Here is a 13526-nt window from a genome sequence, read left to right on the forward strand (position 1 = left end):
GTTTTCCCCGTATGTTTTTGATACAATCAGTTCTATCAATGATTTTTGAAAGGAGAAACCACTGTATGTATCCAGACGCCTACATTCTGTTTCTTGTCGAATTTCACAGCACCCGCGATTACTTTGAATGCCACGAAATACTTGAGGACCACTGGAAAGAAGCTCCTTCCGGAGAGCGTGATCCTGTATGGCCCGGTCTGATTCAGATCGCTGTTGGTCTGTACCACGAGCGGCGGGGAAATCTTACTGGTGCTTCCAAGTGCCTGAAAAACGCCGGCGTGATTCTCGGGCCGCTCCCCAAGCGCCTGCAGGCGCTTGGTCTCGACGCCGAGAGGCTGCTGCAGGCTACCCGGGAACAGCTCGAACACCTCGGAGAGCCGTTCCGGGACATGAACCTGCCGATAATGGATCCCGAACTGGAAGCCCAGTGCATTCGTGTGTGTGAACAAAAAGAAATGCCCTGGCTGCAGGCCTCTCCGCTTGAAGACACGGACCTCGTCCACAAGCACGTGCTCCGTGACCGCACCGATATCGTTCATGAACGAGACAAACAGCTCCGCATCCGGAACAAGCAGCGCCGGAGCGGAGGTCTGTAATCCGGGTATTCTTCGTATTTCCATTAAAAAACCCGCCGTTCACCGGCGGGTGGGTATTAGTTCACTTCATTTTCCAGAATATCTTTTTGATGCTCATCGCACACCTGCAGGAACTGGACCGTTTCCTTGCTTGCAACCAGATCCCGGTCGAGACGGCCTCTGACCGCCTGCACCATTTTTTTACCGATGCCTTCATCCCGGTAGGATGGATTCACGCATACATGGCGAAGCTCTGCTTCTCCGTTTTCGGTGTAACGCAGACCGACGACTCCGACAATATCATCGTCTTCCTTCCACATAAACAGCTGCCAGTCATCTGTTTCTTCATACTTTTGGACCGTTTCCTGGAGCTTTTTTACATCTTTTTCTTCCGGCATGTACGAAAGAAGCCCCATCGCTATTTTTTTATAGGATTGTTTATACTTAATCAACATAACCAATTATCCCTCATTGTGATCAGAATTTCAGACAAATTTGTCTTCATTTCCATTATTTACGCAAACCAGTATCCAAATTCACCATTGACCATACACGCTTTTGGACAGAAATGCAAGAGGAATATAGGTAAATATAACTGAAAGCCGCTCATCACCGCTCATGCACGTGTAATCACTCAAACCAAAATCACAAGGCTTTAAACCGTGTGATTTATTTTACTCCATGCGGATTTTTTTTGCAAGACTGGCCATTTCCACGGCACCCATAGCTGCCTCGGATCCTTTATTTCCAGCTTTTGTGCCGGCCCGTTCAATCGCCTGTTCAATGGATTCCACCGTGATGATGCCGTTAATGACCGGAAGCTCTTCCTGAAGGGATACATTTGCGACTCCTTTAGCGGATTCGCTGCATACATAGTCAAAATGTGGAGTAGCGCCGCGGATAACGGTGCCAATAGCCACAATCGCATCGTATTTTTTCGTTTTTGCTGCCTGCTGGGCGGCAAAAGGAATTTCAAATGCCCCGGGCACCCAGATAACATCTATATCTTCTTCCTTCAGCCCGCTGCGTATCAGCGTGCTTTCCGCTCCTTCGAGCAGCTGTTTGTTAATAAATTCGTTAAAACGTGCTATAACGATCGCAATTTTTTGTCCACTGCCGTTTACGTTGCCCTCAATAGTAGTTGTCATTCTATTTTCCTCCTAAAAATGAAGCATGTGTCCCAATTTTTGAAACTTCGTACGCATATATTTCTCATTTTCCTCCTGCAGCGGCAGCTGTATCGCAATCCGCTGTGTCACTTCAAGGCCGTAGCCGGAGATACCCGTTATTTTCCTCGGATTGTTGGTGAGCAGCTTCATTTTTCCTACACCAATGTCGCGGAGCACCTGGGCACCGATCCCGTATTCACGCAGATCGTCCGGGAAACCGAGCTTTTTGTTTGCTTCCACCGTATCATAGCCCGCCTCCTGAAGCTCATAAGCTTTTAGCTTATTGATCAGCCCAATGCCGCGTCCTTCCTGGCGCATATAAAGCAGTACACCTTTGCCTTCTTTTTCAATCTGCATCAGCGCTGCCTGCAGCTGCGGTCCGCAGTCACAACGCTTGGAACCGAAGACGTCCCCAGTCAGACATTCCGAATGAACTCGGACCAGTGTTTCTTCCTCCGGATCGATCTCCCCTTTTACAAGCGCCATCATTTCTTTCCCATCAATGGAGGAAGTAAAACCAAGTGCCCGGAAATCACCAAATTCGGTCGGAAGGCTCGTATCCGCCTCCCGCTTCACCAGTTTTTCGCGGTGGCGGCGGTAGCTGATTAAGTCTTTAATCGTTACCATTTTTAACCCGAACCGGTCAGCGATTTCGCGCAGCTCCGGCACCCGGGCCATTTCCCCGTCTTCTCGTGTAATTTCACAAATCGTTCCTGACGCTGTTTTTCCGGACAGGCGCGCAAGGTCAATCGCAGCCTCCGTATGACCGGCCCGCTGCAGGACCCCGCCTTCTTTTGCAATAAGTGGAAACACATGGCCCGGACGCTGAAAATCTCCCGGTTCTGCGGTCTGATTGGCAAGATGCTGGATCGTCAGCGCCCGCTCGGAGGCACTGATACCGGTTTTGGACGACACATGGTCGACGCTCACCGTAAAAGCAGTACCGTGCGGATCAGTGTTTTGATCAGCCATCGGCTGAAGCTGCAGACGCCCGGCCTGCTCTTCTGTAATCGGCGTGCAGACGAGACCGCGGCCATACGTAATCATAAAATTAATTGTCTGGGCATCAATGTTTTCCGACAGGGCGACGAAATCTCCTTCGTTTTCCCGGTCTTCGTCATCACAGACGATCACCACCTGCCCGTTTCTCAGTTCATCTAACGCTTCTTCAATGGGGTCAAACCAGCGTCGTTCCTCCATGGTATCGTTCCTACTTTCTTTGCAAAGGTTTTATTTATCTACAGTTAACAGACGTTCTGTATATTTGGCAAGCATGTCACATTCAATATTGACCAGATCACCAGCCTGTTTATCTGCCAGGTTGGTAACCTGCCACGTATGCGGAATAATCGAAAGAGTAAAGGTTTCTTTTTCGTCGTCCACTCCGAAAATTGTCAGGCTGATGCCATCGACCGTGACGGAGCCTTTATTGGTCATGTAGCGGAGCTGCTCCTTCGGCGTCTGTACGTGCACGTAAATCATATTTTCTTCCTCTTCAATGGAAGCAATGGTTCCTGTAGCATCTACATGTCCCTGGACAAAGTGCCCGCCAAACCGTCCTCCGGCCTGCATCGCAAGCTCAAGGTTTACGCGTGTGCCTTCTTCCATATATTTCAGACTCGTATGCTTGAGCGTTTCAGCCATCACGTCTACGTAGACGCACCGGCCGTTTTTAGCCGTTGCCGTGAGGCAGATGCCATTTACCGCGATGCTGTCGCCAATGTGAATACTTTCCGTATCCAGATCACTCTCAAGCTCAAGCTGAATTAAATTTTCCTGATGCGTCATTTTTGATACTGTTCCTGTCGCTTCTACAATTCCTGTAAACATGCTTTCACTCCCCGGCCTGCATTGTATATTTTCGGTCCTGCCCGAATGTTTCTTCTTTTATCAATGAAAACGCCCGGGCCTCCTGAAGCGTCGAAATACCATTTCCCTGATAGACTCCGGGTGCATTTTCTCCGCCAATCACTATCGGCGCTACATACATTAAATATTCCTGAATCACTTCGGCTTCCAGGAAGGAGCCGAGAACACCGGCCCCTCCCTCCACAAACAATGAAACGATTTTCTTTTCACCGAGCACATCCAGCACCGCGGAAATATTTTTCATGCCGGAGGCGACTGGAATTACTTCAGCTCCCGCTTCTTCCAGGCGGCGCTGCCTCTCAGCATCAGCCGGCCCGTTCGTCAAAACGTAGACCGGAGCTGAGGAGTCCTTCAGCATCCGGCTGTTTTCCGGCATTCGGAGTTCACTGTCCAGCACGATCCGTACCGGCGTCACTCCCGTTTCCGGAACACGGGCCGTAAGGGACGGATCATCGCTCAGCACAGTTCCGATTCCGACTAATATGCCGTCACACCGGCGCCTTTCCCGGTGAACATCCTCCCGGGCCTCTTTTCCGGTAATCCACTGGCTTTCGCCCGTGGCCGTAGCAGTCTTTCCGTCAAGGGAAGAAGCTGTTTTAGCCGTCACGTATGGTTGGCCAGTTTTAATAAAATGAAAAAATTTCCGGTTTAAGTAAGCCGCTTCTTCCTGCCTGACTCCCGTCACCACTTCAAGACCTGCTTCTTCCATCATCTGTATGCCTTTCCCTGCTACAAGCGGATTCGGGTCTGACGCTGCCACCACTACTTTTACAATGCCTGCTTCAATAATCTGTTTGGCACATGGCGGAGTACGGCCGTAATGACTGCAGGGCTCAAGAGTGACGTAAATCGATGCTCCTTCAGCTTCGTCCCCTGCCATCGCGAGCGCATGGACTTCTGCATGTGCTTGCCCGGAGCGAAGATGCGCTCCCATCCCGACGATTCTCCCATCTTTAACGACGACGGCACCGACCATTGGATTCGGGTAAGTCTGCCCTTCCGTCGAGCGTGCCAGTTCGAGTGCTGTGTGCATCCAGGTATGATCCATATGGCCGGACCTCCTTTATTTTTACTTGCTGCTATTGATTACAGAAATAAAAAAAGCCCCCGAATGTTCATTCGGGGGCTTTTATACATACGTATCCAAAATAATATTCCAGTTCTCTTCTGCGGCATTACGCCTGCTGACAGAAAAACAGAATTTTTTCGAATACGGTTTTCCTTCTCCCATCCAGACTGTTACTGTCGGCTTCAGAGTTGCACTGAATCCACCGTCCACGCCAGCAGCGCTTACCGGGTCACGGACTGAAAAGCATTCGCTTTATCACCGTCGGTTGGGACTTGCACCCGACCCCGAAGGATGTTGATCGCAATCAACGTACCGTATGAAGTTAAAATACATTTTATTACGTTCTCATATATCCGTCAAAAGATTCAGCTTATGCTTCGTCCCAGACCCGCACTTCCTTCATAACATCCTGCGCCTGAATACGGTCCACCTGGTCCATGTTATCTGTCACACGGCCAAATACCGTATGCACGCCGTTCAGGTGCGGCTGCTGGTCAAATAGAATAAAGAACTGGCTGCCGCCGGTGTCTTTTCCGGCGTGCGCCATCGACAGATAGCCTCTTTCGTGGGTGCGCGGGTTCCCTTCTGTTTCACACGGGATCGTGTACCCCGGGCCGCCGTCTCCGCGGTTATTCGGGCATCCACCCTGGGCAACAAAACCCGGGATTACGCGGTGGAACGTAAGACCGTCATAGAAGCCGTCATTTGCCAGGCTTTCAAAGTTTTTCACTGTACCCGGTGCGTCCTCCGGGAAAAATTCCAATGTTACTGTTTCTCCGTTTTCAAATGCGATTTTACCTTTTTTCATCTCTCTCTACCCCTTTTATTTTGTTTTTGCCTTTGCCGGCTCATAGGACAGGTCATACTGAAGAATGTCCTCGTACGTCTCCCCGCGAACGACCAGGTGCGATTCCCCGTCTTCGGCGAAAACGACCGGCGGGCGCGGGAGACGGTTGTAATTGTTGGCCATGGAGTACCCATAGGCTCCTGTACAGAAAACCGCCAGCGTATCATTGGTTTTCACTTCCGGAAGCGGCAGATTCCAAATCAGCATATCACCGCTTTCACAAAGCTTGCCGGCGACCGAAAACGTATCATCGGCTTTTTCATGGCCCCGGTTGGCAAGAATGCCTTCATACTCTGCCTGATACAATGCCGGGCGGATGTTGTCGGACATTCCGCCATCCACGGAAATGTACCGGCGGACACCGGGAATATCTTTTTTCGATCCTACGTCATATAACGTCGTGCCGGCATCGCCGCTGATGGACCTTCCAGGCTCAATCCAGATCTCCGGTACATCCATGCCGGTCCGGAGCGCCTCCTGTTTGACCGACTGAATCATATCCTGCACGTACTGCTCCGGGGCGAGCGGCTCGTCCCCTTCCACATAGCGGATCCCAAAGCCGCCGCCGCAGTTCAGCACATCCGGCGTGAACTGCAGATGCTCCTGCCAGTGCACAAACTGATCAAACAGTTTTTTGATAGCCATGGTGAATCCGCTCGTTTCAAAAATCTGCGAACCGATATGACAATGCACGCCTTTAATGTTGATGGACGGACTCTGCTGCAGACGGTAAATAGCCTGATCTGCCTGGCCGGACGTCAGGTCAAAGCCAAACTTTGAATCCTCCTGCCCGGTGGAAATGTATTCATGGGTGTGCGCCTCGATGCCCGGCGTCGTCCGGATCAACGCTTCCACCTGCGTCTGCTGCCTGGCCGCCTGCTGCTCAATCAATTGAATCTCATGAAAATTATCAATCACAAAACAGCCGATGCCAAGCTCAATGGCAAGAGCGATTTCTGCTTCGCTTTTATTGTTACCGTGAAAATGAACCTTTTCCATCGGAAAACCGGCTTTTGATGCCGTCATCAGCTCACCCCCGGAAACCACATCCAGACTGAGCCCCATTTCCTTCGCCAGCTGTGACATTGCAACGCAGCTGAAGGCTTTGCTCGCGTAGGCCACCTGATACGTCATCCCGTTATCTTCAAAAGCCTGCTGAAACCCCCGGGCACGCTCCCGCATCAAAGCGACGTCGTAGACGTAAACCGGGCTTCCGTACTCCTGCTTTATGTTAACGGTATCCACCCCGCCAATCTCCAGGTGGCCGTGTTCATTTATATGGTGCGTTCCATGAAGCTGCATATTATTCTCTCCTTCGTTGCTCCTCCTCGTTCGTTTATTTTAGCACGCTTCCGAAAAAGACAAAAGCTTTATGCAAGTAAAGAAACCGTGCAATTACTGCACGGTTTCATAAATGAGGACTGGTTTTTCCACCGCAGCTTCTGCAATCGTAAAGGCTTCAGAAATTTTCCTGGCGCTCTCAGCGCTGTCCTGGGCGTTTACGTGCATGACAGCAATTGTATCGCCTTTTTGTACAGCGTCACCGATTTTTTTCGTCAGTTCGATCCCCACACTGTAATCAAGCTCGTCATCCTTGGTGGCCCGTCCGGCTCCGAGAAGCATTGCACTGACGCCGATTTCTTCGGCTTCAATACCGTGCACGTAGCCGGAGGCTTCCGCCTTCACTTCTACCCGGTGCTCAGCAGCAGCAAGACTCTCCGGGTGATCCACAGCGGAGGCGTCACCGTGCTGATTTTTCACAAATGCTTTCATTTTTTCAAGCGCGTCCCCGTTTTCAATCACCTGAAGCACCATTTTTTCCGCCTGCTCAAGCGTATCAGCTTTGCCGCCTGCAACAAGCATATAGGAGGAAAGCGTGACGCTCAGCTCGTGCAGATCCTCCGGCCCGTTGCCCTGAAGCGTTTCAATTGCTTCTTTTACTTCGAGCGCGTTCCCGACAGTCCGGCCGAGCGGCTGATCCATATTGGAAATGATTGCCATCGTTTTACGATCGAGCGACTGACCGATTTCCACCATCGCTTCCGCCAGACGCTTGGCTTCCTCCACTTCTTTCATAAAGGCGCCTGAGCCCGCCTTTACATCAAGCACGATCGCATCTGCGCCGGCTGCGATTTTTTTACTCATCACCGAGCTTGCAATCAGCGGAATGGAGTTTACGGTTGCCGTCACGTCCCGGAGCGCGTAAAGCTTTTTGTCTGCAGGGGTGAGGTTGCCGCTTTGGCCTGCGACAGCAATTTTATGCTCATTGACAAGACTGACGAACTCTTCCTTTGGAATCTCTGTTTCAAACCCACGGAAGCTCTCCAGCTTATCAATCGTACCTCCGGTGTGCCCGAGTCCGCGCCCGGACATTTTCGCTACAGGAACGCCACATGCTGCTACAATCGGTCCGATGATCAGCGTCGTTTTGTCGCCGACGCCTCCGGTGGAGTGCTTGTCCACTTTGATCCCTTCGATTGCCGACAGGTCGAGCTGATCGCCGGACTCTGCCATCGCGTAGGTGAGCGCGGCAGATTCCTTCTGGGTCATATCCTGAAAGTAAATCGCCATCGCAAATGCCGATGCCTGGTAATCCGGTATCTCGCCGCTGCTGTAAGATTCCACAAACCAGCGGATTTCTTCTTCATTCAGTTCTTTTCCATCGCGCTTTTTTGCAATAATATCCACCATTCTCATAGTATGGCCCCTTTACAAATTGCTGTTGATTACGTATTTTTGACGATTTCTTTCATTAAAGAGATAAAAATCGGTTTGGTTTTGGCTGCCGTTTCCATCACTTCCTCGTGGGATATGCTGACGATTTCTTCGCCGACAGCCATATCAGTAATACATGAAACACCGAGCACGCGCAGCCCGGCATGCTGGGCCACAATTACCTCCGGCACCGTGGACATGCCCACTACATCAGCGCCGACGTTCCGAAGCAGGATTAATTCTGCCCGGCTCAGAAAGTTTGGACCGCCGATGCCGCCGTAGACGCCGCGCTTCAAGTCAATTTCAAGCGTTTCAGCGGCCTGGAACGCTTTACCGCGGAGCACTGGATCGTACGCCTGACTCATATCCGGAAAACGCGGTCCGAGATCGCTGTCGTTCCGGCCGATCAGCGGGTTGGTGCCGGTAAAGTTTATGTGATCTTCAATCACCATTAAGTCTCCCGGCCGAAACGACGACTGCATTCCTCCGCACGCATTGGTGACAAATAAAAACTCGGCGCCGAGCGCTTTCATCACCCGGACCGGGAATGTCACCTCCTGCATCGAATAGCCTTCATAGTAATGAAAGCGGCCCTGCATCGCTACAACTGTTTTTCCTTCGAGCTCGCCGAGCACAAGACGCCCGGCATGGCCTTCCACTGTCGAGACAGGGAAATGTGGAATATCTTCATACGGGATTACAGTGGCTGCTTCAATATCGTCAGCCAGATCGCCGAGTCCGGAGCCAAGAATCATGCCGACCTCAGGCGCTGCACTGTATTTCGACTGGATATAATCCTTTGCTTCCTCTATTTTTACAGCATTCATTCAGGCATCCTCCTGTGCGATCCGGCGAAGGGTTTCTTTCATTAATTTCAAGAAGTCCTCCTGGACCTTTGAAGTCGTATCCATGACTTCATCATGGCTTAACGGCTGGTCAAGCATTCCAGCTGCCAGGTTTGAAATGCAGGAAATGCCAAGGACTTCCATGCCTCCATGAACGGCAACAATTACTTCCGGTACTGTGGACATACCAACGGCGTCCGCTCCCAGCACCCGTGCCATGCGGACCTCTGCTGGAGTTTCATAGGCCGGGCCGGTGTTTGCCATGTAAGTGCCGCGCTGAATTCGAATATTCAGCGACAGCGCCGCCTCGTCAGCAATTTTGGCGAGCCCTTTCGAATACGCTGAGCTCATATCCGGAAACCGGGGTCCAAGCTCTGCATCGTTTTCCCCAATAAGCGGGTTAGCGCCAAGCCAGTTGATGTGATCATCAATAATCATTAAATCACCCGGTTCAAAGTCATGATTCACGCCGCCAGCAGCGTTGGTAACAAGAAGCCGCTTCACTCCGAGTGCATTCATTACCCGTATTGGAAACGTCACTTCCTGGAGGGAGTAGCCTTCATAGTAATGAAAACGTCCCTGCATCGCTGCCACCTGCATACCCTCAAGCTCACCGAATACAAGCTGGCCCGCGTGGCCCTCCACCGTGGAAACGGGAAAGCCCGGGATGTCTTCATATTTTAGAACGACTGGGTTTTTAATCTCATCGGCCAGCACCCCCAGACCGGACCCGAGCACGAGCCCGGTCGTCGGTACAGCGGAGATGTTGGACTGAATGTATTGAACTGCTTCTTTGGTTTGCTGCTGGATACTCAAGTTATTCACCCTTCCTTTTTAATTGCTGTAAAAAGCTTGTGCCGTACTTCGGCATGGATAGACGGAAATTATCCGCTACCGTGGCACCGATATCGGCAAATGTTTTCCGGGTGCCCAGTGGAGCAGAGCAGGTGCTTTTGCTGTAGGCAAGCAGCGGCACGATTTCACGGGTGTGGTCAGTGCCGTGATGCACGGGATCGTTTCCGTGATCGGCAGTAATAAGCAGAAGGTCATTCTCCTCCATCGCTTCCAGCAGCTCCGGAAGCCTGGCGTCAAATTCCTCGAGCGCCTCTCCGTAACCCTGCGGATCACGGCGGTGGCCGAACTTGGCGTCAAAGTCCACCAGATTCAAAAAGCTGAGACCCGTAAAGGATTTCTGCGCCGTTTCTGTGACACGGTCCATGCCATCCATGTTGGAGGAGGTACGGATCGACTCCGTCACCCCTTCGCCGTCATATATATCGCTGATTTTTCCGATGGCAATGCTGTCAAGGCCGGCATCTTCGAGGTCATTCATGACCGTACGGCCAAACGGCTTGAGCGCATAATCGTGGCGGTTGGATGTACGTTCATAGTTTCCGGGAGCTCCGATGAACGGACGTGCGATCACACGGCCAATCATATACGGTGCTTCATACGTCATCGCCCGCGCTTTTTCGCAGATATCATACAGTTCTTCAATCGGCACCTCATCCTCATGGGCGGCGATTTGAAGCACTGAATCCGCCGAGGTGTAGACAATCAGCTTTCCGGTTTTTTGGTGCTCTTCGCCGAGCTCTTCAATGATCTCGGTACCTGAAGCTACTTTGTTTCCGAGAACGCCCCGGCCTGTTTCCTGTTCGAGCTGCTGCAAAAGCTCATCCGGAAAGCCATCCGGAAAAGTGCGGAAAGGCTCGTCAATATAGAGGCCCATGATTTCCCAGTGGCCGGTCATCGTATCTTTGCTTCGTGACATCTCTTCCATATAACCGTACGAGGCTGCTGGCGACGCTGACGCTTCCACGCCCGGGATTTCCCGGATGTTTCCAAGACCGAGCCGTTCAAGGTTCGGAATTTTGATTCCATTCATATGCTGGGCGATATGGCCGAGCGTGTCGGCCCCTTTGTCCCCGTATTCTTCAGCGTCAGGAGCTTCGCCGATACCGACGGAATCCATAACAACTAAAAAAATGCGTGGATACTTGTAGTTTTCCATTACGCTCTCTCCTTTTCTGCTAGGCTCTCGGATGAGCCTGCAGGTATACATCTTTTAATTTATGGTTGGATACATGGGTGTAAATCTGGGTGGTGGAAATATCGGCGTGTCCGAGCATCTCCTGGACCGCCCGCAGATCTGCCCCGTTTTCAAGCAGATGGGTGGCGAAGGAATGCCTCAGGGTGTGCGGTGTTAATGCTTTTTCTATCCCTGCTTTGCCTGCTGTTGCTTTTAATATTTTCCAAAACCCCTGCCTCGAAAGCGGATTGCCGTGATGATTAACGAATAACAGGTCGTGTCGCTTGTTTTTCATCAGGGTACTGCGCCCGTGATGTATGTACGTATCAATCGCCTCAGAGGCCACTTTCCCAAGTGGCACAATCCGCTCTTTGTTTCCTTTGCCAATACAGCGGATAAATCCCATCTGCAGATGCACATCAGAAATTTTCAATTCACACAGCTCTGTAACACGCAGACCCGTAGCGTACATGCATTCAAGCATCGCCTGATTCCGTTTTGCAAAGGCCGTCGTTCCTCCGGCTGCCGTCAAAAGCCGCTCCACTTCCTGAGTGGACAGCACGGTCGGAAGCTTTTTTTCTCCTTTGGGAATTTCAATCAATTCCGCAGGATCCTTTTTCACTACCTGCTCACGCAGAAGAAACTGGTGGAACGCCCGGACCGATGACAAAAAACGCGCCAGCGTAGCTGTAGAGCGTCCGGCTTCTTTTTGGGCATACAAAAAATCCACAATGTCCGCACGCTCAGTGTCCGCCCACGATTTCTTCTCCCGGAGCTGCATAAATCTTCTATAGTGTTCCAGGTCTCTTTGATACGACTGAATCGTGTTTTTGGAGAGGCCTTTTTCAACTTGGCAATAATGTATAAAGTCCAGTACCTCCGTGGTCATACGACCGCCTCCTGCTTCCCAATCTTCCCTTCTAAGAATAGCATAGTCGCTTATTAGTAGGGAAGGGCGAATGCGCCAGTAAATATACCGCTTTCATTATGCTGTACAATAAAAAAAGCACCGCTTTTTGTCAAAAGACGATGCCCGTACATATGTTAATTCGTGTGCAGCGAAGCAGCCTCCGCACTTTCTTTGTTCTTTTTTGCCTTCGCCTGACAGCGGTGGCAGACACCGTGGAATGTTAAACGATGATCTTTTACTTTAAACTGATAGTCTTTTTCTACAATCTTTTCGACCTCTGCAAGCAGGTCCTCCTGAATTTCATCAACCGTTCCGCATTCAATGCAGACGAGATGGTGATGAGAGTGGCTGGCTCCTTCTTTTCGAAGGTCATACCGTGAAACTCCGTCACCGAAGTTGATTTTGTCCACAACTTCAAGTTCATTAAGTAATTCCAGTGTTCTGTACACGGTGGCAAGACCAATTTCCGGCGCTTTTTCCTTCACCAGAAGGTACACATCCTCTGCACTTAAATGATCTTCTTCATTTTCCAAAAGCACCTGTACGGTCGCTTCCCTTTGCGGGGTCAGCTTGTAGCTCTGTTCATGCAGCTGTTTTTTAATACGTTCTACCCGATTTTCCAATTATCGCTACCTCCCTTATTCCTTCAAGGGTAATAAGCTTATTATAATAATTTTAAATAAGCCTGTCAATATAAAACCGATAACCATTCTCAGTTTAAAATCATTATAAATAAATTGGCATGAAATTTGCATATAGGCCTTATTTGTCCCGCAATTTCAGTCATTCAGACGTTGATTATCAATGAATCCCCTATGTGACAGATAAATGACGATATTCAATCTCAATTACCGCTGACCGAGAATGGTTTTTACATACTGCACCGCATACATGGTTTTAGCGTCATGGATTTCTTCTCTCTGGATCAATTCATCTGCTTCCTTCACACTTACTTCCATCAGTTCAATAAATTCATCCTCTTCGGTTTCCGGTTCTCCGGCCTCCAGTTCGAACGCCTCATACAGATGAACAATTTCGTCTGCAAATCCGGGGGAGGTGTAAAATGAAGCAATTTTCTGCAGGCGCCCTGCAGTGTATCCGGTTTCTTCCTTTAATTCCCTGGCCGCTGTTTGTTCGGGACTGTCAGTGCCCTCGAGTTTTCCGGCCGGTATTTCCACCAGCGGCTTTTCTAGCGGCTTCCGGTACTGCTTCACCATAACTATTTTTTCTTCCGGCGTGACCGCTACCACCGCAACCGCCCCGCTGTGATTAATCACTTCCCGTTTGCTGCTCCGCCCGTCCGGAAGCGTTACGTCATGCACTGATAAATCGACGATTTTCCCTTCGAATATTGTTTTCTTAGTCGTTGTTTTTTCTGTAAAATCCATCGTCAACGTCCTTTCTGCATCGAATATGATTCATTCGTTTTAGTTTACCAGTCTTTTACTGTCTGTGAGAATAGTCATTTGCTTATTTTCACTCTTCCTAATTATCACCA

At 50.4% G+C, this 13526-nt stretch carries 15 protein-coding genes and 1 riboswitch; of the genes, 1 reads left to right on the forward strand and 14 read right to left on the reverse strand.

Annotated features, from left to right (window positions below; genetic code table 11):
• Positions 1–65 precede the first annotated feature (65 nt).
• Complete coding sequence (locus ACTTK7_RS05895; protein WP_462866584.1) at positions 66–596, forward strand: DUF309 domain-containing protein; 531 nt, start codon at positions 66–68, stop codon at positions 594–596.
• Between the two features lie 56 nt (positions 597–652).
• Here the strand turns inward: ACTTK7_RS05895 and ACTTK7_RS05900 are convergent, their stop codons facing one another.
• From ACTTK7_RS05900 to ACTTK7_RS05965, 14 genes are all read right to left on the reverse strand, one after another.
• Positions 653–1030 (reverse strand): GNAT family N-acetyltransferase, encoded by a 378-nt coding sequence (locus ACTTK7_RS05900; RefSeq protein ID WP_462866585.1) that lies wholly within the window; start codon positions 1028–1030, stop codon positions 653–655.
• A 219-nt stretch (positions 1031–1249) separates the two neighbouring features.
• The gene (gene ribH / locus ACTTK7_RS05905; protein WP_462866586.1) at positions 1250–1723 is read right to left on the reverse strand and encodes a 6,7-dimethyl-8-ribityllumazine synthase; all 474 of its coding nucleotides are present in this window, start codon (positions 1721–1723) and stop codon (positions 1250–1252) included.
• 12 nt (positions 1724–1735) lie between these two features.
• Positions 1736–2944 (reverse strand): bifunctional 3,4-dihydroxy-2-butanone-4-phosphate synthase/GTP cyclohydrolase II, encoded by a 1209-nt coding sequence (locus tag ACTTK7_RS05910; RefSeq protein WP_322525185.1) that lies wholly within the window; start codon positions 2942–2944, stop codon positions 1736–1738.
• Positions 2945–2974: 30 nt separating this feature from the next.
• Complete coding sequence (locus ACTTK7_RS05915; RefSeq protein ID WP_462866588.1) at positions 2975–3574, reverse strand: riboflavin synthase; 600 nt, start codon at positions 3572–3574, stop codon at positions 2975–2977.
• A gap of 4 nt (positions 3575–3578) precedes the next feature.
• Positions 3579–4661, reverse strand: coding sequence for a bifunctional diaminohydroxyphosphoribosylaminopyrimidine deaminase/5-amino-6-(5-phosphoribosylamino)uracil reductase RibD (gene ribD / locus ACTTK7_RS05920; RefSeq protein ID WP_462866590.1), 1083 nt, complete (start codon positions 4659–4661; stop codon positions 3579–3581).
• Positions 4662–4828: 167 nt separating this feature from the next.
• Positions 4829–4978: riboswitch (FMN riboswitch) on the reverse strand.
• Positions 4979–5052: 74 nt separating this feature from the next.
• Positions 5053–5490, reverse strand: coding sequence for a peptidylprolyl isomerase (locus ACTTK7_RS05925; RefSeq protein WP_022792317.1), 438 nt, complete (start codon positions 5488–5490; stop codon positions 5053–5055).
• Between the two features lie 15 nt (positions 5491–5505).
• Positions 5506–6831 (reverse strand): diaminopimelate decarboxylase, encoded by a 1326-nt coding sequence (lysA, locus tag ACTTK7_RS05930; protein WP_462866592.1) that lies wholly within the window; start codon positions 6829–6831, stop codon positions 5506–5508.
• 93 nt (positions 6832–6924) lie between these two features.
• Positions 6925–8226, reverse strand: a complete 1302-nt coding sequence (locus tag ACTTK7_RS05935; protein WP_462866593.1) for a pyrimidine-nucleoside phosphorylase — start codon at positions 8224–8226, stop codon at positions 6925–6927.
• A 29-nt stretch (positions 8227–8255) separates the two neighbouring features.
• A complete protein-coding gene (locus ACTTK7_RS05940; protein ID WP_462866594.1) occupies positions 8256–9071 on the reverse strand; it encodes a purine-nucleoside phosphorylase in 816 nt (271 codons plus the stop codon).
• On the reverse strand, positions 9072–9899 hold the full coding sequence (locus tag ACTTK7_RS05945) for a purine-nucleoside phosphorylase (protein ID WP_462866652.1): 828 nt from the start codon (positions 9897–9899) through the stop codon (positions 9072–9074).
• A gap of 7 nt (positions 9900–9906) precedes the next feature.
• Complete coding sequence (deoB, locus tag ACTTK7_RS05950) at positions 9907–11100, reverse strand: phosphopentomutase (RefSeq protein WP_462866596.1); 1194 nt, start codon at positions 11098–11100, stop codon at positions 9907–9909.
• 19 nt (positions 11101–11119) lie between these two features.
• Positions 11120–12007, reverse strand: a complete 888-nt coding sequence (gene xerD / locus ACTTK7_RS05955) for a site-specific tyrosine recombinase XerD (protein WP_462866597.1) — start codon at positions 12005–12007, stop codon at positions 11120–11122.
• A gap of 155 nt (positions 12008–12162) precedes the next feature.
• On the reverse strand, positions 12163–12651 hold the full coding sequence (gene fur, locus ACTTK7_RS05960) for a ferric iron uptake transcriptional regulator (RefSeq protein WP_462866599.1): 489 nt from the start codon (positions 12649–12651) through the stop codon (positions 12163–12165).
• Positions 12652–12876: 225 nt separating this feature from the next.
• Positions 12877–13416, reverse strand: a complete 540-nt coding sequence (locus ACTTK7_RS05965) for an NUDIX hydrolase (RefSeq protein WP_462866601.1) — start codon at positions 13414–13416, stop codon at positions 12877–12879.
• Positions 13417–13526: the final 110 nt, after the last annotated feature.

The sequence above is a fragment of the Marinococcus tarijensis genome, from assembly GCF_054971385.1.

Bases quoted from the DNA above. Each gene is read 5' to 3' on its own strand.
- ACTTK7_RS05895 (WP_462866584.1), top strand. From the start codon at position 66: ATGTATCCAGACGCCTACATTCTGTTTCTTGTCGAATTTCACAGCACC.
- ACTTK7_RS05900 (WP_462866585.1), bottom strand. From the start codon at position 1,030: ATGTTGATTAAGTATAAACAATCCTATAAAAAAATAGCGATGGGGCTT.
- ribH (WP_462866586.1), bottom strand. From the start codon at position 1,723: ATGACAACTACTATTGAGGGCAACGTAAACGGCAGTGGACAAAAAATT.
- ACTTK7_RS05910 (WP_322525185.1), bottom strand. From the start codon at position 2,944: ATGGAGGAACGACGCTGGTTTGACCCCATTGAAGAAGCGTTAGATGAA.
- ACTTK7_RS05915 (WP_462866588.1), bottom strand. From the start codon at position 3,574: ATGTTTACAGGAATTGTAGAAGCGACAGGAACAGTATCAAAAATGACG.
- ribD (WP_462866590.1), bottom strand. From the start codon at position 4,661: ATGGATCATACCTGGATGCACACAGCACTCGAACTGGCACGCTCGACG.
- ACTTK7_RS05925 (WP_022792317.1), bottom strand. From the start codon at position 5,490: ATGAAAAAAGGTAAAATCGCATTTGAAAACGGAGAAACAGTAACATTG.
- lysA (WP_462866592.1), bottom strand. From the start codon at position 6,831: ATGCAGCTTCATGGAACGCACCATATAAATGAACACGGCCACCTGGAG.
- ACTTK7_RS05935 (WP_462866593.1), bottom strand. From the start codon at position 8,226: ATGAGAATGGTGGATATTATTGCAAAAAAGCGCGATGGAAAAGAACTG.
- ACTTK7_RS05940 (WP_462866594.1), bottom strand. From the start codon at position 9,071: ATGAATGCTGTAAAAATAGAGGAAGCAAAGGATTATATCCAGTCGAAA.
- deoB (WP_462866596.1), bottom strand. From the start codon at position 11,100: ATGGAAAACTACAAGTATCCACGCATTTTTTTAGTTGTTATGGATTCC.
- xerD (WP_462866597.1), bottom strand. From the start codon at position 12,007: ATGACCACGGAGGTACTGGACTTTATACATTATTGCCAAGTTGAAAAA.
- ACTTK7_RS05965 (WP_462866601.1), bottom strand. From the start codon at position 13,416: ATGGATTTTACAGAAAAAACAACGACTAAGAAAACAATATTCGAAGGG.